The organism is Streptomyces sp. NPDC001832 (assembly GCF_040297265.1).
Taxonomy (GTDB): Bacteria; Actinomycetota; Actinomycetes; order Streptomycetales; family Streptomycetaceae; genus Streptomyces.
In genome coordinates this window covers 1-22,899 of record NZ_JBEOYU010000030.1, presented here as the reverse complement: position 1 = coordinate 22,899, position 22,899 = coordinate 1, and the positions used below count along the sequence as shown (strand labels likewise).

At 67.9% G+C, this 22,899-nt stretch carries 8 protein-coding genes; 7 read left to right on the top strand and 1 reads right to left on the bottom strand.

The window, feature by feature from the left end; translation table 11 throughout:
* Positions 1-18 precede the first annotated feature (18 nt).
* From ABT115_RS21840 to ABT115_RS21830, 3 genes are all read left to right on the top strand, one after another.
* On the top strand, positions 19-14,631 hold the full coding sequence (locus ABT115_RS21840; RefSeq protein ID WP_351792359.1) for a WXG100-like domain-containing protein: 14,613 nt from the start codon (positions 19-21) through the stop codon (positions 14,629-14,631).
* 52 nt (positions 14,632-14,683) lie between these two features.
* Positions 14,684-16,168: a hypothetical protein gene (locus ABT115_RS21835; protein ID WP_351792356.1), complete on the top strand. Its 1,485-nt coding sequence runs from the start codon at positions 14,684-14,686 to the stop codon at positions 16,166-16,168.
* A gap of 509 nt (positions 16,169-16,677) precedes the next feature.
* On the top strand, positions 16,678-17,850 hold the full coding sequence (locus tag ABT115_RS21830) for an acyl-CoA dehydrogenase family protein (protein ID WP_351792354.1): 1,173 nt from the start codon (positions 16,678-16,680) through the stop codon (positions 17,848-17,850).
* Positions 17,851-17,972: 122 nt separating this feature from the next.
* Here the strand turns inward: ABT115_RS21830 and ABT115_RS21825 are convergent, their stop codons facing one another.
* Positions 17,973-18,371 carry a hypothetical protein gene (locus ABT115_RS21825; protein WP_351792352.1) on the bottom strand — a complete coding sequence of 133 codons (399 nt, stop codon included), beginning with the start codon at positions 18,369-18,371 and terminating at the stop codon, positions 17,973-17,975.
* A gap of 203 nt (positions 18,372-18,574) precedes the next feature.
* Between ABT115_RS21825 and ABT115_RS21820 the strand changes: the two genes are divergently transcribed.
* From ABT115_RS21820 to fxsA, 4 genes are all read left to right on the top strand, one after another.
* Positions 18,575-19,015, top strand: a complete 441-nt coding sequence (locus ABT115_RS21820; RefSeq protein WP_024493538.1) for an Lrp/AsnC family transcriptional regulator — start codon at positions 18,575-18,577, stop codon at positions 19,013-19,015.
* Between the two features lie 46 nt (positions 19,016-19,061).
* A complete protein-coding gene (locus tag ABT115_RS21815) occupies positions 19,062-20,708 on the top strand; it encodes an amidohydrolase (protein ID WP_351792349.1) in 1,647 nt (548 codons plus the stop codon).
* Between the two features lie 541 nt (positions 20,709-21,249).
* Entirely contained in the window at positions 21,250-22,017 is a 768-nt protein-coding gene (locus ABT115_RS21810; RefSeq protein WP_351792346.1) for a polyprenol monophosphomannose synthase, read from the top strand.
* Between the two features lie 109 nt (positions 22,018-22,126).
* Positions 22,127-22,714, top strand: coding sequence for an FxsA family membrane protein (gene fxsA / locus ABT115_RS21805; RefSeq protein ID WP_351792343.1), 588 nt, complete (start codon positions 22,127-22,129; stop codon positions 22,712-22,714).
* Positions 22,715-22,899 lie beyond the last annotated feature (185 nt).

The window sequence follows — 22,899 nt, the reverse complement described above, 5'->3', positions numbered from 1 at the left end:
GCGCACCACCATCAGGTCGTGCCTGACGGACCGGGGTCGGGCAGGGCGCCCGTGCTGACCCCGTCGCCCGAGGCGCAGACGCTGCTCATGGTCTTCTCGGGCGAAAAATGGCCCTCCATCAACGAAGACCTGTTGCGCGAGGCCGCCGGCTACTACGACAAGCTGATCGACAACTTCAAGGATCTGCAGACGTATCTCGTCGCTGTCCAGAACTATGTCGATGAGAGCTTCTCCGGGAAGAGCGCGGAGGAGTTCCAGAAGTACGCCCAGTACCTGTCGGGGGGCGGCGACGCCTCGATCCTGAACGCCTGCGCCACGCAGGCCCAGAACCTTGCAAAGATCGCCCGGGACACCGCGAATCAGGCCGAGTACTCGAAGTGGATGATCCTGGGGCAGGTCATCCAGCTGATGGTCGAGATGGCCTTCGAGGCTGCGGTGAGCTGGATCCCCGGCCTGAACGCGGTCGCCCACGCCAACACGGTCGCCGCGGAGACCACCCTCCGGATAGTGGCCCAGCAGGTCATCAAGGCCCTGATCAAGAGCATCGCGATCCACACCGCCATGAGCGTGGTGATCGGCGAGGCGATGGACATCGCCATCCAGCTGATCCAGAAGGGCATGGGGAACCGCACCGAATGGGACCTGGAGGCCACGAAGAGTGCGCTCGGGTTCGGAGCGCTGCAGGGCGTGTTCGGTGGTGTCTTCAGCCCGATCGGTGGTGCGCTCGGCAGGCAGGTCGCCAAGGTGCTCGGCAGCGACGCGACCAAGTGGCTGAGCACGCAGATCGGGAAGCACCTCGACACACTGGGTGCCAAGGAGGGGGCGAAGGCAGGCGCGGCCAAGGGGCTGGGGAACTCTCTCGGCAGCATCCTCGGGGGCACCGAGGGGGAGTTGGCCAAGAACCTTGACAAGAGCACTGGGAAGCTGATTTCGGACAGTTTCGTCGACAAGGTGGGCAACGCGTTCGCCAAGTTCGGCTTCCACACGCTCGACAAAGACATGTCGCGGGACGTCGGCAAGGCCTGGGCGAGTTCCCTCAACAAGCACTGGACGACGAAGGAAACTGTCGATGTAGTGTCCCAGAAGATCTTCAACGACCTGACGAAGACCTTTGGCGGCAAAGTCGACGAGGCTGCCCTCAAGAAGCTGTCCAACGAGATCACCTACGATGTCGCGAAGTCCGTCAGCTCGAAGACGATGGCCGAGACCCTGACCAGGATGGAGAAATTCGGCTTCGCGGCGGGCCTGTACGGGACGTCGGCACTCATCGACGCGGGTGCGCAGAATCTGGCCGAGGGCACGTACAACTCGATGACCCAGGGCGAGTTCACCACGAGCTGGCAGACGTTCGTCTCCGGTGTCGCGCCGACCATGTTCAGTCATGTGATGCGGCACACCGTGGTACATCCGCTCATCGCCCAGTCCGACTCGGGGATCGCCAACCTGATCAAGGGCATCCACTCGAAGGCCGACACGCTGGACAGGCCGGGCGGGGAGTTCGGGCCGTACCTGTCGGCGCCGCCCGTACTGGGCGCGGGGGATCTTTCGAACGTTAATTCGGGTAACGGTCTCGACGAGCAGCTGGAGGTGGAAACGAAGGAGGAAGAGAACGAGCAGGAACCGCTGATCCCGCCCGGGAAGAACCCCGTTGCCCCCGTCACGCCGATCGTGACGGAAACACCGAACGAGAACGACACCCGGGAGTCGAACTCCTCGGTGATCCCATCGGCGGTGCCCCCCGTGGCGCCTTCGGAGATGCCGACGAACCCGACGGCGACGTCCCCGAAGATGACGCAGGTTCCCACCCAGTCGACACCGCAGCCGAACGCCCAGATCCAGATTCCTCCCAAGGTGACGCAGAATCCAGCGCCTTCCGCGGCCGGGAACAACGCGAGTACGCCCCCGACGAAGCAATATCCCCCGCGTTCCACGGCGTCGTCCCCGCCCTCCTCCGAGTTCAACGACATGCTCAAGCAGAGCCCGCTGAACTCCCAACGGATGGAAACGAATCAGGACCCGCTCACCTTCGAGATGCGGGACTTGCAGCCTCTGGTGACGACGAGCACGCCAACGGTCGACGTAGACAGCAATCAGGGCGCGACTATCACCCCGGCCGCCGTTGAAAACAACACCCAGAGCACCGCCAACACCAACACCACCGTTGACGAGATCATCGAAGACGTCATCATCGATGATGCAGACATCGATCCCGGCAACACCGTTGGTGTCATCACCGATAACACCGATGTCACCGACATCGAAAACAACAACAGCCAGGACAGCACCCCGCAGTTCCACGAAACCGACGACACCACCACCCCTGCACCCACCACACCCCCGCCGCTTGAGGTCACCGACTCCAAGGGCAACACGAAGACCATCAAGATTCCCGGCTTCCTCAACGACATCTCCGTCTACGCCGACGAGGGCGAGGAGACCCCGTTCAACGGCGCGGTCGGCGGGCATCACGTCGTCCAGTTCAGCCACGAGAAGGGCTCGGAGCAGCTCGCCGACGAACTGGCCAAGAAGGCCAAGGTGACCCTGACGACCCCGTCGGATCTCTCTTTCGCCCTGGCGAATCAGGCGGGCACCCTCCTCGGCGACGGCCGCCGGTTCGTCGTCAAGGACGGGGGACGGACGCGGGAACTGCGCGTCAAGGTGGTCCCCGACCAGAACGGCTGGGAGGCCGCCCCCGGCGATGCCGGCAAGCAGGACAGCATCGCGCGCAATCAGCAGAGCGAAGGCCAGTCCTCCTCCGAATCCAGCACGGTCCAGATGGCGTTCACCGCCGCGGTTACGGCAGGACCAGCCGCGGTCAAGGCGACCATGGCGCCCGCGATGGGCACCAGTCATGACTCCAACCTCAACACCCAGCAGCTCTCACAGCGTGAAACCCGCAGTCACGGCCCCTCCGTCAAACTGAGCACCAACGTCACGTACGAGCTGTCCCTCCACGACATCCCCACCACCGACTCCACGGGTACGCAGAGAACCCCCGAGGCCTCGGAGCCCATCAAGCACACCGTCGCGAAGGGCCTGATCGTCCAGATTCCCGACTCGCACACCACCAGCAGTCGGCCCGATCCACGCAAGGACCGGGTCCCGCTGAAGTTCACCACCGAGTCCGGCGAGCGGGCGAAGATTGAGCACACCGAGTCGTACTTCAACATCGACCCGATGACCGACTGGGTGCTCCAGCACACCGACTCCCCGATCGGCAGCAATAACTACAAGGCGGTTATCAACCACTTCTCGGCAGACCACTTCACCCAGATCGACGGCCGGGACCCCGTCCCTCCGCTGCGTCTGCACAAGAAAGACGGATCGACGGACGGCACCGTCACCATCGGAACACCGGTGCCCAAGCGCCACTGGGTGATCGACTCCTCGACCGACTTCGAACTGCGTGACACGAACCAGTTCAGCGAGAAGAACGAGAGCAGCACCACCCGTACCCACACTCTCGATGCCTCGCTGTTCGTGGGCGGTGTGACGGACCCCACCGGATTCTCCGATGCCTTCGCCGCACCACGCGCCCAGGCGGGCCTGACCCTGGGGTACAGCCACTCCTCCAGTAACACGTCCAACCTCGGCGGCACCGCTGGAGCCAAGAACGCCGAGCGCTCCCCGAAGGACGTCCGGACAGTGCTCGTGATGCGCGAGTCGGAAATCACGGTGGAGACGCCGGACGGATCCAGCAAGGCATTCACCGTCGGCAGCCTGGTGCGCATGCCGGTCGGCGAGGCCCAGCGGCTGGCCGGCTGGGACAATCAGGAGCAGTTGCGGGTCGGCAAGAACGAGCCGAAGAAACCCGCCTACTGGAACACCGGCGACAGCGGGAGCGACAAGGTAACCATGCTCGGCCCTGGGCGGCCCGGCGAGATCAAGTTCGGCAAAGAGACTCTGGACCAGGAAACCCCGAATCAGAACGCTGAGAACGAGAACGCCGAGAACGAGAACGCCGAGAACGACAACCCCACTGTCCAGAACGAAACGAAGAAGGACACTCGCAAAGCCGAGGAGGAGCTTGTCGATTCCCTCCTCGACGACCTGAAGAAGGCGGATCCGAACCTGCCCCTGGCCACCCGGGACGAGGTGAAGAAGGCCGATCGGCAGCGAAGTTGGTTCAAGCGGCTGTTCCGCCGCGACGGACTGTCCGTCAAGGCGGTGGCGAACACCCTCTCCCTGATGAACGCGGTCGCCAAGCAGGGGATGGACCAGCGCATGCACCTGGCAGCCACCGAGGAGGGCGTTCGGGTGCACCTGGTCGGCTCGTCGTTCACCCGCGAACGCGGCTATACCCTGACGATTCGGGCCGATCTCGATCAGCCCACGTACGTGGGCAGCGCGCGCCGTACGACGACCCAGGCGTTCAGCGGCTCGGAACGGTTCGACACCGGGTTCCAGTCCACGCACAGCGTGAGTGGGGGCGCGGAGGCGATGTTCTCGGCCTACCGGAGCGAGAAGGACGAATTCGGTGCGAACACCGGAATCGGCTCCGGCAGTGCCAACGCTCGTTACACGTACCGGTCCACGCGCCAGGTGAAGTCAGGGGGGACTGCCACCCGCGAGGATCTGGTCGCGCCCACGCCAGGTACCGACTACTACGACTTCAACGGCAATCTGACCTTTGAGCTGGAGCGTTCGTCGTTCCCTCAGCCCCTTGTCCAAGCGATCACGCTGGGCGGCTGGCGAGCGTTGGCGAGGTACGGCAGCGAGTCGCATTTTCCGGCGGTGAAGTGGCTCTACAAGAAGAGCGGACTGGGCGGCATCGGTGAGACCCGGGAGACCGGGAGCAAGTCCGTATTCCTCACGCCGCATCCGATCAAGTTCACCTTCGGTGTGCCGGACAGCCTGTCGAAGACCGGTGAGAAGCCACAGGAGGACCAGGACCTGATCGCCGGAAGGATCGAGTCCGAGCAGACGGAGACCGAGGTCCAGAAGCCGGACGAGATCTTCTCCAAGGGATTCACCACCGTCACTCTCGCGGCCAGGTCGGACCAGACGCTGTTCGGTTCGGTGCGCGACCTCATCGGGAAGACCTCCGGGAATGCCTGGCGGCTGACCGAAGCGGGCGCGTTCATGTCGGAACGGGTCCGCCGGATATTCGGACAGCACTCCTTCACCTCCCTGTCCGACCAGGTGTTCTCACCGGGTGGCCACACCGTTGGAAACCTGCACGACAAGGGAACGCTGTTCGCGGGGGAGGAGTCGCTCTCGATCACCGGCACCCGGCACAACCTGAAGGTGGTGGGCGAGCCGTTCACACCATCGCTTGAGACGAACACCGCGCTGGAGCAGGCGTTCGGCTTCAGCAAGGGTAATTCGCACGGCGCCACCTTCGGAACCAGCGGTGCGGGCGGGGGGCTGCAGGAGGCCGGAGACGTGAACTTCACCGGACAGGGCGGTGTAGTCAACAACTGGCTGCAGAAGTTCTGGAACCGGAACAACAGCTCGTCCGCCACCTCCATGCGCGACCTCAACCAGGTGTTGGGCAGCGACCGTTGGGTCATGGTCGTCGCCGACACCGACTACCGGGTCCGGGCTCATCACAAGCCCCTGGGCCTCTTCGGCCGCCCTTTCGGGAGTTCCCGCGACGCCGAGACGTATGTGATCCGCAAGCCGGGCGGCTGGGTCGGGCTGATGCGGGAGAGCGACGCGCTGAAGGCGGGGCTGATCGATGACGGTCTGGGCGACGCGCCCAAGGGCGCTCTTGAGAACGTGGAGTGGCAGGACCGTGAGGGCCTCGACGAGGCGAGCCGAGGCGCCTTCGCGCACAACGCCCCTCAGGACGCCGCCGAGTTGAAGAAGCTCAACAAGGACCTGCGGAAGGCGGGTATCACCGAACAGACCCTGCACACCATCAACGGCATGGTGTCCGCCCGTTCGGGCCGGTCGGCCATTCAGAGCGGCAGTACGCTGACCTCCCGCGGCCGCACGTCCGCGTTGGCTCACGTCAAGAATCTCAACGTTCTGGGCGAGGACGTGGTGATCAACGTCCAGCACCGGCGCGTCGGCACCCCCGTGGTCGTCGACACCCTGTTCGGCGACCACGAGTTCGGGGCGGGTCGCAACATTTCGCAGGAGAATGCGTCCTCGGCGACGGCCTCGAACACGCACTCCTTCAACGGTGGCGAGCCGGTGCGTGGTCCGGGCGGTGCCGGCGGGATCACCGGCGCCGGCGGGGGCGGCCTCGGCGACGCCAACTCCGCGACGGACTCCACCTCCGGCGTGGTCACCCAGGTCACCACCATTCCCGGACCCAAGGCGGTGATGGAGACTGAGTGGGAGACGGTCGTCACCGTCACCTACTCCGACGGCACCAAAGTCATCGAACCGGTGAAGTGGAACGCCACAGTCACCACGTCGGAGTCGTATCTGTTTCTGGAGCCGAAGGCCGGGGGCGACACGTCGCAGACCTCGTCCCCGAGCTTGCGGCCGAAGGCCACCATGACGGTCGAGGCCCCGAAGAACGGTAGCGACCCCGCCGAGCTCCTGAAGGAGACCGCGAAGAAGAACGCCCCGTCGGCCCGCAAGGGTGACGGAGGGTTCCACATTCACGAGGTCATCGGCGCGGACCAGGTACAGAAGCTCGGCAAGCTGCTCGTCGCCAAGTCCCGCAGCAACGACCAGAAGTTGAAGGCCCCGCAGGAGTACAAGGAAGACGAGATCGTGAAGGAGGTGAACAAAGCCGTCAACGTCAGCGACACAGTGAAGCCGGGAAAGCCCGGGGCCGACGCGCTCGACACCGCTCTGAACGACATTTCCCTCACCGCCGCACTCTCCTCGGGCCACGCCCAGGCCGGTCAGCACGCCGTCACCGTCACCAACAACAGCCTCGTCGGCGGCGTCGACACCACACTCGTGGTCGCCACACACCTCGACTTCAAGTCGCCGAAGGCGCGCCGCCTCGCCGTCACCAGCCAGATAAAATTCGACGACCTGACCGGGGCCGGAACCGGCACCGAGATGTCCAACACCACCAGCACGAACTCGGCGGGAGGCCCCGGCATCGCCGGAACCGCGGCCAAGAACGGTGTGACCACCGCACCGAGTCTCCCCGTCGCCGGAGTCAGCAACTCCAGCAGTGTGACGCACAAGCTCGGCCAGGCCGAGCAGTCCCGGACCAACCTCAAACCCCCCGCCGGGCACGGGCACCTGTACGCCGTCCCCGCGACTTTCCACCTGGCCGCAGGTTCGCAGCACCACATCAAGGACACCATCGGCGGCCCGTCCACCGAGGGCGCACTGCAGTCCGGGACGACGGAGGCGACCGTGCTCGTCTGGCTGAGCGACGAGCGCGTCGAGGAACTGGGGCTGCACGAGCTGACCCAGGACGAGATCGACGCGGCCAAGGCGGTGAAGCAGGCCGAGGAGGCATGGGAGGCCAACTACAAGGAGTACTGGGATCAGCGTCACAGAGTGAAGGCTCTGGAGACGGAGGCGAAAGCCGCCCTCGCCAAGTACGTGCAACTGGGCGGCAACCCCGAATCGGACGCACCGGCCGCGACCGCGGAGCCCCAGAACGCGAACCACGCCGAATCAGAGCTGGACAAGGCGACGAAGGACTGGAAGGAAAGTGACAAGGCGCACGTCGAGGGGCTCCGACGGCTGGAGGACCTGAAGAAGAAGATCGCTGAGGCCGGTAACGAGTATGTACGGCTCCGCGGCCTCACCGACAAGATGTTCAGAGTCCCGAACTCAACGGCCCAGGAACCCATCGCGTTCAAGGATGAAGTCCGCCACGACCAAGGCAAGCCGGAGGTCGAGGAAGAATTCAAGGAGGTCACGGGCGAGGACGGCAATCCGACCGCCATCACGATCGACGGCACGACCTATCCGCTGAAGGATGTCGAGAGTGACGGCAACGGATTCTTCAACGCGCTGGCGGAGGGATTCGGGCAGAACGGGAACGAGAACCTGCCGCAAGGCAGCGGCCCGGACCTCCGTCTCGCACTGGCCGAGCAATTGCGCGCCGAGGCGGCCAAGACAGGCGGTTCGAACGAGAATGCCGGGGCGCCCGGGGATTCGTACTTCTCGAACCTGGTGAAGGAGATGCTGCCCGACCTCACGGACGAGTTCAGCGAAGAAGACGTTCGCGCGGCGGGGCTGGACAAGCTGATCGACGATCCGACGAGCAAGGGTGGAAAGGAATACCACGATCGCAAAGCCATTCCGCCGGGGAAGGAAGCGCTGACGGAGCAGCAGCGCCTTACGCTCACCTCGCGCTCGGCCAGTCGGGAAGGCGACCGCGAAAAGCTGATCGACCACGGTACGGCGGACTACTACCCGGCGCTGGCGGCGGCTCTGTGGAAGGTGCGGGTGACCGTGGCGGACGGCAAGAAGCTGCTCACCTTCATGCCGGACGGCAGCCAGGCAATGGCCGAGGACATGCGGCGAGGCGTCATGCTGCACCGGAAGGACGAGACGTACCGCTACGTCGACCAGAACTCGACACCGTCGAACACGGCTGAGCAGCAGAATCCGACGGAGACGGTTGAGGAGGAGACGACGAAGCAGCCGGTGCCTGAGGTGACGGAGCCGAATATCCAGGCGTACCAGCAGCAGTCGTCCTCCCTGAACTCCCGGAGCCGGGAGGACGAAGGGCTTGGCAGCTCCATCTCCCAGAGTATTTTCGACGTGCTCAGTTCGCCTGTCACCCCCGACGAGGAACTCGTCGAGCCGGACCCTGATGAGGAGCTCGCGGACCCGATCGTTGATGAGGAGCTCGTCGAGCCGGACCTCGACGATGAACTCAAGGAACTGGCACACCAGTTGGACCTTCCGGTGAACAAGGTCACCGCCCTTGAAGAGAACCTGGCGAGTCTGGGCATTCGGCGCGCCGACTGGTTCGCCTTCGATGGCCACCTGGCCCGTAACGGCTCGTCGCTCTCCGTACTCGCCGAGTCCGGCGACCCCATCCACATCCGTGACGCCGTCGCGGACTGGATCGCCGAGCCCGTCCACATGCCGTCGGCCGCCATGCAGCGTGCCGCGGGAATGTACGGCGGAATGTCGCCGCACCACCTGGAACGGCTTCTGCGTGAACACGGCCTCCACGATGCCCACGGCCTCGTGGAGGCAATCGGAACTCCGGGCACCACACCGCAGGGTTTCGTCATCCAGCCGGTCCATGTCGTCGAATGGTTCGCCGCCAACGGCGACGAGATCGCCCGCCTGCGGGACTGGCAGGACACCCAACGGCTCGCGGGCGCCATGAACGACCTCTCACCCACCGTCCCGGACCCCAACGCACCCCACGCAACAGCTGCCGACGGATCACCGCTCACCACATTCCGCGACTGGTACGCCAACAACGTCGGCCATGAACACCTGGCCCGTGCCACCGACGAGCAGTTGCGGGACGCGGTCGCGCGCTGGCACCTCGACACCCGTCACGAACTCGCCAACCTCCCCGCCGACGTCGACGCACGGACACTCCTGCGGCTCGGCCAGGCCGCCGAGGCCGCAGGCACGACCGCGCAGTTCCACCAGGACGTCACACACCATGTCACCGAGGGCAGTCTCGCGGACGCCGTCGCCCTCGCCGACGCGCTCGGCCACGGCGCGGGCCTCCATGAAGTCGAAGCGCTCACCCGCGCGTTGGGCGCCGGCGTCGACACACTGCGGCCCTTCGGGAAGATGCTCGGGCGCCGCCTCGCCCAGCACGCCGCGGCCCAGGATGCGATCCAGGCGGCCGTGGATTCCTTCCGCGTCGACCTCGCGCACCACGGCTTCACCACGGCCGACCTCTCCACACTCATCATGGAGGGGGACGGGCACGCGAAGGCGGACCCCATCGGGACCGAGGAGCTGGACTCCTTCGCCCGCTACCTCGCCCACCAGCAGATTCTCGGCACCACACCGCACGCGGCGATCCGGGCATGGCGCGAGCTGCCCACCGTCGAAGCATTCGCCTACGTCGAGACCTGGCGCGGGAACGACACCGCCCAGGGGAAGGCCCTCGGCACCATCGACATCCTGCCCCCGAACGATCGGGAATCCGAGCTCCTCGGCTACCTCGGACCCAACCAACTTCGCGCCTACAAGGTGCAGCGCGTGGAACTCCCCAACGGAGACATCCGCTCCGACGTGATCATCCCCATCAAATTGCTTCACGCGAAGGGGCAGGAGCACCTGGTCGACGCTGCCAAGAAGGTCGCCCAGACCTCTCTCGACCGCTACCTCAACGCTCCGCGTTACCGGCTGTCCAACGGCGATCTGCTGCACGTCTCGGTGGAGTTCACCGATGCCGATGTGCCCGTGGAGAAATGGGACAACGGCGTGCTGAAGAGTCCCCGCGACGGTGTCCATCTCGTCGAACTCTCCTACGAGCCCGGTGGCCGCATGGAGGCACGGGACTGGAGGCTGCCCAGCGACAACCTCTCCGTCTTCGCCCACGAACTGACCCACCTGCTCGGCCCGTGGGACTACTACCGGGAACACGCGAACATACTGCGCCCCGTCTACATCGACCAGGCCCTCATGGGCGGCCCGGTCTTCGGTGACCGCTTCGGCAACGTCACCGTGGGTTCACTTCAGAGCAAGCAGGACTGGCTCCACAACCAGCGGATGATGCCGCGCGACCTGCGGCTGATCGGTTCGGTGATCGAGGAGACCTGGAAGAGCAGCGGGTACGATTCCGCCCCGCACGACGGACTGCGGTCCGAACTGCCGCTCCACGTCGCCGAACGGGTCCTGCGCGGCAATCCGTCCACCGGTAAGGCCGGCCACCTGGCGCCCATCGGCACCGGCGGGCGGATACGTCCCGAGCCGATCGGCGACATCAACCCCAACGGCACCTACCGTGCGGCCGGGGGAGGACCCGGCAACAAGCCCATCATGATGTTCCCCGACCACTGGTCGATGGAGGAGGTCACCGAAGCAGTCGTTCACGTGCACCGTGACCAGTTGCGGTACGGGAACATCGGACCGGACGGCGAGTTCGAGGGCGTCCACCACGGAGTACGCATCCGCGGCCACGCCCGGCCCGACGGCACGATCACCGACTTCGAGGCGTCGAAGTGGCAGGGCGACCTCGCCCCTCGCCCGTTCGCCGCCCCGACCGTCGAACCACGACCGAAGCCCTTCGCCGAGGGCGGCGAGCCGATCTCCACCCACCGGCTTTGGGACTTCCTCGAAATCGGCAACCGTTCCCACGGCATCGGCGGACACGTGCGCCCCGCGGCCGACATCGGCCAGAACTCCCAGAACAACACACCCCCGACCAGAAAGGCCGTGCACTACGACCTGTTCACCGACGAGAAGTCCCGATCCGGAACACGCCGCGCCGCCGCCCACTCCCTCGAACTCCGTGAGTACGCGCCGTTCCAGAAAATCCTGTCCACCCTGACTTCTCCGGGGCCGACCGTCGCCGTCTTGGATGGTGTGAGCAACCTCAACACCGCCTTCCCGGACGAGTGGCAGACGTGGCATTTCGACGGCATCCTCAGCCATGCCCATGGGGAAGCCCTCAACTCCGGCAACTTCACCGTGCTGCCGTCCGGTGGCTACATCTGGCACGGCGTGGCCGCGGGCGTGCCGGTACACGGCCAGGTCCTCGACGGCGAGCACCAGTGGATACGGCCCTCCTGGCACCAGCCGCAACAGCTGGGCCCGGGAAGCCACGAGGTGCTGGCCCAGACCGAGGGCATCGAGTTCCGCACCGGCGACGGTGCTCATTACCGGATGCAGCGGATGCTGTTCACGAACGGCGAGCAGCAAACTGTCATCGTCCGTGTGCTGCATCTGTCGGCCGAAGACAGCATGAGCATGCAGGCCGAGGCGATCAGGACACCCCCGACGGGCCTCGGTGAGATTTCCGGTCTCGGCCCGACATTCCTCGGATTCGAGGTCAAGTCCGATGAAGCGGTGAACAGCTCCGACACCGATCTGCTGAACCGCTCGTCATCCCACGGGACGGATGACTTCCGTACTCTGCTCGGCTCCGGATACGACGCGATGAAGCTGTCCGCCCCGCGCATCCTCGGCAAGGACCAGTGGATGCCACCCGCCGGGAAGGCCAACGACGCCGCCTGGCGTGCCCACACCGCAGCGGTGCTCGACCGCCACGGACCGAACGCGCTGAACCACGAGCCCGGTGTCGACGCGCTCGTACAGTTGCACACCGCCGAGGAGCTCGCTCCTCACGCCGACCGCGATCGCACCGAGCAGGACCTGATCGGCGCCACCGACCACCTGTTCCATGCCGGTGCTGGGAACGGCCTGGAGATCCCCGAGAGCCTGCAAGAGGACTGGCCGCTGGAGCGCGTACGCCTGGCCGTGCTGCAGCAATCCTCGTACGGGGGCCCCGACGAAGATCAGTCGACCTCCGACTCGGTGATGCTGAAGGCCTTCCCCGAGCCGGGCGTTCGCCTGGAGATCCGCTACGAGCCCGACGCCGACGGGGTATGGAAGATCGCCGACTACACGATCCACCTGGACACAGACTCCGAAGCGCCGCCGCTGTGGGAGCCCGGCAAGGACCTGAAGAAGGCTGCGGCCGGGATGGACGTCGACCCGGGACATCTCCTTGTTCTCAGTGAGGAAATGGACCTGCCTCCCGAGGACCTGACGAGTGCGGCGGCGCTCCTGCGGGGCCTCGGGGACCCGCGCGCCGTCATCGCCGAACTGCGTCTGATGTCCGCCAACCTGGGTATCGGCGACGCGAAGCTGCTGACCGAGCAGATGAGTGCGTTCGGTATCGGCGTCGAGCACTGGTGGGACCTCGCCGCCCATCTGCAGAACAGCGGCCACACCATCTCCGACCTGATCCACGCGGGACCCGGCAGTGACCTGGCTGTCAGTTGGGAGCAGCGGGAACAGACGCCGGTTCCCCAGAACGTGGTCGCGCAGGCTCTCGCACTCGGCATTCATCCCCGTCGGCTGGAAATGGTGATGAACGCGGCACTGACCAACGACCCCCAGTGGTTCGCCAGGGACGATCCGGAGTTCTGGACGGGGGGACTTACCCCACAGCAGATCGCCGAGTGGCGTTTCGAGCAGATCTGGCGCGACAGCTTCGACTGGATGGCCGGGCAGCTCGGTGTCGAGACAACGAACCAGGGTGCGTCGGCCGACTTCGACGAGTGGGCCGGGGGCCCCGAGTTCCGTGCCTCCAGCGGAGTGGAGGAGCTGACGCGCGCTGTGGCGCTGTGGCGCCTCGGGCGGAGCGGGCCGACGGACAGTCTCCCCGACGGTTCGGACCCCCGCCCGCTCGCGCGCCTGGTCTCGTCGCTCGGGATGACGACCGAGCATGCCCGCATCTACATCGAGGGCCCGGGCAGGGGGGCGGGCCCCCTCCTGTTGGCCACGCATCTGGCACAGAGGTACGCGGCCGCCGAGAAGGCTGCAGGAAAGCTGCAACACTCGGTGCGGAAGGTTCCGCCGAACGCTCTACGGGTGCTCGGGGTCGCCGACGCTCTCAACATCGACCCGCACCTTCTGCCCAGCATCTCGGAACTCGTCATGGACGACGGGCGGATCCTCCGGGATGTGCTCTGGAACAGCGACGAGCCGTTCGGTGTTGCCGACCTGGTGCGAAAGCGCCTCGACGCACTCCGGCTCGCACCTGATGAACTGTCCTGGTTCCAGGGCATGTTGGTGACGGAAGAGCGCATCGGAAAGTTCTGGGACTACGTCGAGGAGCACCGAACCAGCGACGCCGACCTGACGGCGCTGCTGGCCGGAAACCGGCAGACGGGACCGGCGGCGGTCCGGAAGTGGGTCGAGCACGAAGGGGCGGCGACACACGGTCCCGCGACAGCACCCCCAGCGACGCAGGAGACGGAGCAGCGGAACAGCATGGTGTTCCACTCGTCCACTGTGAACGACCCGCCCGGCGCCCCGCCGGTCCCCGGGCAGGGGGCCCCGCTGCCCGACATCCTGCTGGCCCTGACCAAGCAGCTGAGCTCCACCAGCGCCGAGGACCGGACCGGACTGGCCGACGCCGACCTGTTCCAGGGCGCGAGCCCCGCTGCTCGCGACACCAGGATGGCCGCCTTCCGCAAAGCGATGTTCCAGGCCGAGACCACCGCCGACGTCGACGAGCGGGCCGCGCGTATCGCCTCGGACATCAAGTCGAACCAGTACTTCACCGACGGCAACACCAGGACGGCGACCGCCGCGGTCTTCACCACCTACGCCGCGGCCGGTGCCGGCCTCGGAGCGTCACCCCTGGAAGTGTTCGCGGCGATCGGCGAGGCCGAGGTGAACCCGCGCTTCGACCTGGCCGAATGGCTCCGCGAGCGCCACACGGACGACGGTCCCGCGACGGTACCGTCCGTGGCGGAACTCGAAGAGATCAACGTCGTGGCGGGGCAACTGGCAGCGGCGGCCGCCGGGTTCCAGCGGATCGACGGATACCGGCGCGACTACCTCCGCAGGCACCCGACGGAAACGGAGGAGACCGCCCAGGACGACTTCCTGGCCGAGCTGCTCGAGGATTCGGAGGCCGATTACGACCTGTGGGCCGAGCGTGAGGAACTCAACCGGGCGATCGACCTCATCCGCCCCGGTGGCAGGACGGGCTTCCTGAACACGGTGGCCCAGCGGCGGGCCCCGAAAGACAACGACGAAACCCTCGTCGAGGAGATCGAGCGCCTCATGGAAGCGCTCGGACTGGACGAGTGACCGGCACATCCATCAGCAGTACCCATGACGAGAACAACGAGGAGAGGCACCAGTGGCAGTCACGGAGACGCGGAGCGGTACCCCCGGCGGCGCCGACGGGGCCAGGTCGGAGGAGGCGGAGGCGCCGACGACGAGTCGGGCGCGCGCCACGGCATCTGTCAGCAACGGCGTGATCGGTGCGCTCCCGGACACCGACCCCGAGGCGGAGGCCGGGCCCGCGGCCGCAGGGGTGGCAGAGGCTGAAGCCGAGCCCGAAAGTGCGGCGGGCGTCGCCTCCGCGCTGCGGGGGAGCAGTGCTCCCGAGCCGCTGACGGCTGAGCGCGAGGCGAAGCCTCAGACGGCTGGGGCACCGACGGCCGGGACACCGACGGGTGAGGCGTCGACGGATGAGGCGTCGACGGTCGAGGAACCGGCTGTGTCCACGCCCCCGCCCGCAGCCCCCACAACCGCCGCTCCGGCCACCGCAACTGCCGAAGCCGGCACAACCGCGGCTCCGGCCACGGCGCCCAGCGCCCGGTTCTCCTGGCTGCGCGCCGGGCGGTCCGCCACGGCCGTCGCGTCCGGAGGCCCGGGCGACGGGAATCCGGCTGCCGAGGCCGTCGGTGCCTCGGGAAACCCGAACCGGATATCCCGGCCCATGGTCGCCGCCGCCGCGATCGGCGGAGTGGTACTCCTCGCCGCTCCCTTCGTCATCAGCGCCACCTCGGGCGACGACCCGAAGGACAGCAAGAGCCATAACGCCGCCGCCGGATACGACGGTCCCAGCACCTCCCCGTCCGGATACGTTCCCAGCGCAGAGCAGGACAACGGCAAGGCGCCGGCCGACAAGAAGGGACCGGCTTCGAAGGTGCCCCCCGCGCCGGAGAACAACGCCGTCGCCGACTCGGCCGGGAAGGACAAGAGGGCAGACGAAACGTCACCCGCCGGGAGCCACGATGCATCCGCCAAGCCGGGCTCCGGCTCCAAGGCGGCCGGTGAGGGAACAGCGACTGGATCCACCGTCAAATCCACCGTGGTCCAGCAGTTCTCCGCCTACGCGGGCCCGCACTGCTCGGGCTCCGGAGTCTCCTACAGCGAGCACGGATCGTCCAAGGTTGCCAACGACGACGACCTGTGGACGACCGCGACCGGCGGCTACTCGTCCAACGGCTGCAACGGCCGTTTTCGCTCGGTCCCGATGTCCGGGGACGGCAGCGACGCCGGTAACTATGCGACGTGGTCCTTCAATACCGGCTCCGTCACTTCGGGCTCCTGCCGCATCAGTGTGCACATCCCCGACTCCGGCGACATCCGGCACGTCGGCGGCGCCCCGTCGTACTACACCGTCCACGCCGGGAGCAGTTCCTCCGGGGCGCAGCTGGCGAGCTTCACGATCGACCAGGTCGCCCACCACGGGCAGTGGGTGGCGGCCCCGAACGTCAAGATCAGTAGCGGGAGGCTGGCGGTCGTGCTGCACGACCGCGGCAAGGACTGGAATTCGCAGGGTTCCACGGACGCGCACCACGCGGCGGACGCGGTCTATGTGAACTGCAGCTGACGCGGGGGCTTGCGGACCTGCACCTCACGCCGGTCAAGTCCGCGTCCGACGGCGCCCCACAGTCGGGGAACCTTGGGCCAAAGTCCGTACGGGCGGCGTCTGCTACCTGTACTTCCTGGCGCATCCGGCCCCCGCCCTGAAGCGGGCTCTGGCCGCCGTCGGCGTCCCCTGAGGCGCAGCGGGGCCCCGGGCGGTGACAGATGTCTCTGCCCGGGGCCCGGCTGTTGCAGGCTTGGCATGAGCGTATAAATATCGAAATGGAGTCGTAGGGAGCTGGGCCGGTGATCGTCCCGTTCGCTGCTGAGTCGCTCGTTCCCCCGTGACGGATATCGTCCGATCGGGCATACTCAAGCCGCCGTAGCCGCTGGCCGGCAACTCTCGTAATCCGAGAGGCCGGCACCGGCTGGGCAGTAGCTCTTCCGGGCTGGGCCCGGAAGTCCCCCCGACGGCGCCGCCCACACCCCGAGCGCGCGACCGTCGCAACGCCCGACAGGGAGGAGAGCGCCGTCATGACCGACCGTGCCCCGCATTTGGTGGAACGCCGTCTGCCCACCGAGGAGTCCAAGCAGCTCGTCGAGCTCGTCCGCGACATCGCCCAGCGCGAGATCGCGCCGCGGGCGGCCGAGGAGGAGGCGGCGGGCCGCTTCCCGCGCGAAGTCTTCACGCTGCTTTCCGAGTCCGGACTGCTCGGACTGCCCTACGACTCCGCCCACGGCGGTGGTGACCAGCCGTACGAGGTGTACCTCCAGGTCCTGGAAGAGCTCGCGGCCGCCCGGCTCACCGTCGGCCTCGGTGTCAGCGTCCACTCCCTCGCCTGCCACGCGCTCGCCGGATACGGCACCAAGGAGCAGCAGGCCGAACACCTCCCGGCGATGCTGGGAGGGGGCCAGCTGGGCGCCTACTGCCTCTCCGAGCCCGCTTCGGGCTCCGATGCCGCCTCGCTCCGGACGAGGGCCGTACGGGACGGCGACGACTGGGTCATCACCGGCACCAAAGCATGGATCACCCATGGCGGCATCGCCGACTTCTACACGGTCCTGGCCCGCACCGGGGCCGAGGGCGCCCGCGGCATCACCGCCTTCCTGGTCCCCGGCAGCGCCGAGGGGCTGAACGCGGCCGCCCCCGAGAAGAAGATGGGCATGAAGGGCTCGCCCACCGCCCAGCTGAACTTCGACGGCGTACGGGTCGCCGACGCACGCCGGATCGGCGAGGAGGGGCAGGGCTTCGCGATCGCCCTGTCCGCACTCGACTCCGGACGCCTGGGCATCGCCGCCTGCGCGATAGGCGTCGCCCAGGCCGCCCTGAGCGAGGCTGTCTCCTACGCCACCGGGCGGCAGCAGTTCGGCCGGCCCATCGCGGACTTCCAGGGCCTGCGCTTCATGCTTGCCGACATGGCCACCCAGATCGAGGCGGGCCGGGCCCTCTACCTGGAGGCGGCCCGGCTGCGTGACGAGGGCAAGCCCTTCTCGCGCCAGGCGGCCATGGCCAAGCTGTTCTGCACGGACGCGGCCATGCGAGTGACCATCGACGCGGTCCAGGTGCTCGGCGGATACGGCTACACCCTCGACTTCCCGGTCGAGCGGCTGATGCGCGAGGCCAAGGTGCTGCAGATCGTCGAAGGCACCAATCAGATCCAGCGGATGGTCATCGCGCGCCACCTCGCGGGTCCGGAGACGCGCTGACCAGCAGCGGTCGCTCCGACCACACCGGCGTCGTCATGATCCGGTTCCACTTCTGATCATGGCGGCCCGGCAGGGTCCGCCCCGTGCTCTCCCAACAGCGCAGCAAGGACCGGTAGATGGTCTCAGGCGGCGTCGCGCCGCATCTGCGGCAGCCGCAGCGGTCGCGAGCCGGGGCCACCGGCGTGCGAGAACGGCTGCGTTCGCCAGTCGAGCCCCTGAGGGAGTGTCAACAGCAGGGCCGTCTCCTGCTCCTGGAGGTCCAGCGACTCGTCGGCGGGCCGCGCCTGCGACGCCGCGCGGCCGGTACCGGCGCAGACGGTCAGGACGAACGGGTTCCACGGACTCGGGCACAGCGCGTGCTCCGGCAGTACGTCCTCGTCCGCCAGCAGCGCGATCGGCTGCGCGCAGTCCGGGCAGATCACCCGGTACATCTCGAACATGTCGTACACATCGGGAGCGGTGTCCTCGACCGGATCAACGGGCTCCGGTTCGGTTCGTTCGGTGAGCTTCAGGCTCTGCATGGGAAATTCCCCCCTCGGGTGGGCCGGCAAGGCGCCACGGCCTCGACCACAGCAAGCACTTCCCGTCGCGCATCGGCCGTAACCGCGAGAAGGCCGGCTACCCACTCGTAAACCTGTGGCATTCGTCACATGCTCGCCGTGGGTGCCCTTCTGGAGCCCTCACCGCTGTGCCTGGAGGGACCTGGGGCAATAGGTTGATCCGTATGGAGGAGCTGGACCGACAGATCGTGGAGTTGCTCGTCAAGGACGGGCGGATGAGCTACACCGACCTGGGCAAGGCCACGGGCCTGTCCACCTCGGCGGTTCATCAGCGTGTCCGCAGGCTGGAGCAGCGCGGGGTGATCCGGGGCTATGCCGCGGTCGTCGACCCCGAGGCCGTCGGCCTGCCGCTCACCGCGTTCATCTCGGTGAAACCTTTCGACCCGAGTGCGCCGGACGACATCGCGGAACGGCTCGCGGGCGTCCCGGAGCTGGAGGCGTGTCACAGCGTCGCGGGTGACGAGAACTACATCCTCAAGGTGCGTGTCGCGACCCCGCTGGAGCTGGAGCACCTGCTCACCCGGATCCGTTCGCTGGCCGGTGTCTCCACCCGGACCACCGTCGTACTCTCCACGCCGTACGAGGCCCGGCCCCCGCAGATCTGAGGGGGCCGCGGAACGCGCGGGTCCGGGCAGGCGAGAGACTGGTCCCATGACCGAGAGCACCGCCCCCCAGAGCGAACACCGCACCGTGCTGCTGCGTGGTGGAGACGTCCACAGCCCCGCCGATCCCTTTGCCACCGCCATGGTGGTCGAACGCGGCCATGTCGCCTGGGTGGGCTCGGAAGGGGCTGCCGACGCCTTCGCGAGCGGCGTGGACGAAGTGATCGACCTCGAAGGCGCACTGGTCACCCCCGCGTTCACCGACGCCCACGTCCACACCACATCGACCGGCCTGGCCCTCACCGGCCTCGACCTCTCCGGTGCCCGGAGCCTCGACGAAACACTCGGTCTGCTGCGCGCGTACATGACGGAGCACCCCGCGGACAGGGTCGTCCTCGGCCACGGCTGGGACGCCACACGCTGGCCGGAGCAACGCCCGCCGTCGCGCGGCGAACTCGACGCGGCCGCCGGCGGACGGCCGGCCTACCTGCCCCGTATCGATGTGCACTCCGCGGTCGTCACCACCGCCCTGCTCGACCTGGTCCCGGGCGTCACCGAGCTGCCCGGGTACCACCCCGACGCCCCGCTGACCGGAGCCGCCCACCACGCGGTGCGCTCCGCGGCACACGGCGCCGTCTCGCCCCGGCAGCGCGCCGAGGCCCAGCGCGCAGCCCTGCGCCACGCCGCGTCGCTCGGCATCGGCACCGTCCACGAGTGCGGCGGCCCCGACATCTCCGACGAGGAGGACTTCGTCGCGCTGCTCGAGCTCGCCGCCGCGGAGAGCGGGCCACGGGTCTTCGGATACTGGGCCGAGGAGGTCGGCGACGAGAAGGACGCCCGCCGTATCCGGGAACTCGGTGCGATCGGCGCGGCCGGGGACCTCTTCGTCGACGGCTCGCTCGGCTCGCACACAGCTTGCCTGCACGAGCCGTACGCCGACGGTCCGGCCGGACACAAGGGCACCGCCCACCTGGACGCGGCGCGGATCGCCGCCCATGTCACCGCCTGCACCGAGGCCGGGCTGCAGGCCGGCTTCCACGCCATCGGCGACGCGGCGGTTTCCGCCGTGGTGGAGGGTGTCCGGGCCGCCTCCGAAACGCTCGGCCTGGCCCGGGTCCGGGCCGCCCGGCACCGCATCGAGCATGCCGAGATGCTCACCCCCGAGACCGTCGCCGCCTTCGCGGAGCTGGGTCTCACCGCCTCCGTACAGCCTGCTTTCGACGCGGCCTGGGGCGGCGAGGAGGGCATGTACGCGCAGCGGCTCGGCGCCGAGCGGGCCAGGGCCCTCAATCCGTACGCGGCGCTCCTGCGGGCCGGTGTGCCCCTGGCCTTCGGCTCGGACAGCCCCGTGACCCCACTGGATCCGTGGGGGACCGTGCGGGCCGCCGCCTTCCATCGCACGCCCGAGCACCGGATCTCCGTGCGGGCCGGCTTCACCGCGCACACCAGGGGCGGCTGGCGGGCTGTCGGCCGCGACGACGCGGGGATCCTGGTACCCGGCGCCCCGGCCGACTACGCGATCTGGCGCACCGCTGACCTGGTGGTCCAGGCCCCGGACGACCGGGTCGCCCGCTGGTCGACCGACCCGAGGTCGGGAACGCCCGGCCTGCCGGATCTCACCCCGGGCGCCGAGCTCCCGGTCTGCCTGAGCACCGCGGTCTTCGGACAAACTGTCTACGTACGACCGAACGAGTGACGTCCGGACATTTCGTACCGCCGATCGAAGACGCCTCTGCTCCTCCGCGACCTGCGGATCTTCGCTACTGACCAGGCAAGTTCCGCAAACATTGCAGGTCAGGCGACTATTGACAGAAAGCGCCCACCGGCCGGTAGGTTCGGCCGAGTCCACCACAGGACGTCCGACCGGTTGAACCTCCACGCAGTCGTCGAACGCCGCTGGGTCATGGGGTGGTGTGCCGCACCGGTGCCCCACCACTGGCAGCCAGGTTCAGCGCCCGCGCCTCGGGGGCGAGGGAAGGTTTCAGCCGGACGGTAGGTGCGACCCGGGTGGGGCCCGGACGTTCAGTAGACAACGGCTCTAGGGCGACCCGCAGCCAGCGGGTCCCAGGTCGGCCCGAAGGGCGCCGGGCCCCCATCCGTAGTTCCCGTCCACGGTTCTGTCCGTACTTCCCTCCTTCTGTCCGTGGCGGTGCCCGGCCACGTCCGACCGCTTCGGTGTCAGGCCCCCGCCCGCTGGATATGGTGTGCACCTGCGTACGGAACTTAAGGGGCGGTAAGTGAACGACGGCGGTCAGAGGCGATACGGCCCGCTCGGCAGAACCTTGGTGATCATTCCGACCTACAACGAGGCCGAGAACATCAAGCTGATCGTGAGCCGGGTGCGCGCCGCTGTGCCAGAGGCCGGCATCCTGATCGCCGACGACAACAGCCCCGACGGCACCGGCAAGATCGCCGACGAGCTCGCCTCGGCCGACGACCAGGTCCAGGTGCTGCACCGCAAGGGAAAGGAAGGGCTGGGCGCGGCGTATATCGCGGGCTTCAGCTGGGGCATCGAGCACGGTTACGGCGTCCTCGTGGAGATGGACGCCGACGGTTCCCACCAGCCCGAGGAACTGCCCCGGCTGCTCACCGCGCTCAAGGGTGCCGACCTGGTGCTGGGCTCCCGCTGGGTGCCGGGCGGGCGAGTGGTCAACTGGCCCAAGTCCCGGGAAATGATCTCCCGCGGCGGCAGCACGTACTCCCGGCTCCTCCTCGGGCTGCGGACCAGGGACGTCACGGGCGGCTACCGGGCCTTCCGCGCCGAGACCCTGGAGGGCATCGGCCTCGACCGGGTCGCCTCGCAGGGCTACTGCTTCCAGGTCGACCTGGCCCGTCGCGCCATCGACGCCGGGTATCACGTCGTCGAGGTCCCGATCACCTTCGTGGACCGCGAGATCGGCGACTCGAAGATGAGCCGCGACATCCTGGTCGAGGCGCTCTGGCGGGTCACCTTCTGGGGCGTCGCCTCGCGTGCGAACCGGGTTCTGGGCCGCAAGGCGACCTGAGAGGCCACCCGACAGCCTCTGAGCCGATGGCGGGCGGCGGGCGCCGGTCCGCCGCTCGTGATCCACCCCCATACGCCGATTGGACGCCCGTACGGGCACACTGGGGACCATGACGACCGGCACACCGCCCCCGACCGCCCCGAGGCGCTCACGCGCCCGTACCTTCGTCCCCCTCGCCGTCGCCGCCTGGGCGGTGCTGGAGATCTGGCTGCTCACCGTCGTGGCCGACACGGCGGGTGGGTTCACCGTGCTGCTGCTCCTGGGGGCGGGGATCGTGCTCGGCGCCGCGGTGATGAAGCGGGCCGGCCGCCGGGCCTTCCGCAATCTCACCGAGACGCTCCAGCAGATGCCGGGGCAGCCCGGGGCTGCCGCTCCGCAGGCGGCACCTTCGGACAGCAAGGGCAATGGCTTCCTGATGCTGGCCGGGCTGCTGCTGATGATCCCGGGGGTCATCTCGGACGTGGCGGGGCTTCTGCTGCTCGTGCCGCCGGTCCGTTCGATGCTGGGGCGGTACGCGGAGCGGTCGCTGGAGCGCCGGATGCGTGCCGCCGGCCCCGGCAGCTTCTCCGACGCCTTCCAGCAGGCCCGTATGCACCGGCCGGACGGAAAGATCGTGCAGGGTGAGGTCATCCGCCAGGACGGCACTCAGCCGAGCTCCCGCCCCGACGAAAGCCCCCGGCCGCCGCTGGCCCCCTGAGCTTGAGTTGTCCAACCCCCACACCCCGAGCTGATCCAGCGGGGTTGGACAACAGCTTCTGAGCTGAGAGGCCGGACCGCGACGCGAAAGAAGGAGCCGCGGGGGGGGGGGCGGCGGGCGGGTGGGGGCCCGCCCGGGCCGGGGGGTTTTTGGGGGGGTGTGGGGGGGGGGGCGTCTGGCGTGGT

Bases quoted from the DNA above. Each gene is read 5' to 3' on its own strand.
- ABT115_RS21830 (WP_351792354.1), top strand. From the start codon at position 16,678: ATGACCGACCGTGCCCCGCATTTGGTGGAACGCCGTCTGCCCACCGAG.
- ABT115_RS21825 (WP_351792352.1), bottom strand. From the start codon at position 18,371: ATGCAGAGCCTGAAGCTCACCGAACGAACCGAACCGGAGCCCGTTGAT.
- ABT115_RS21820 (WP_024493538.1), top strand. From the start codon at position 18,575: ATGGAGGAGCTGGACCGACAGATCGTGGAGTTGCTCGTCAAGGACGGG.
- ABT115_RS21815 (WP_351792349.1), top strand. From the start codon at position 19,062: ATGACCGAGAGCACCGCCCCCCAGAGCGAACACCGCACCGTGCTGCTG.
- fxsA (WP_351792343.1), top strand. From the start codon at position 22,127: ATGACGACCGGCACACCGCCCCCGACCGCCCCGAGGCGCTCACGCGCC.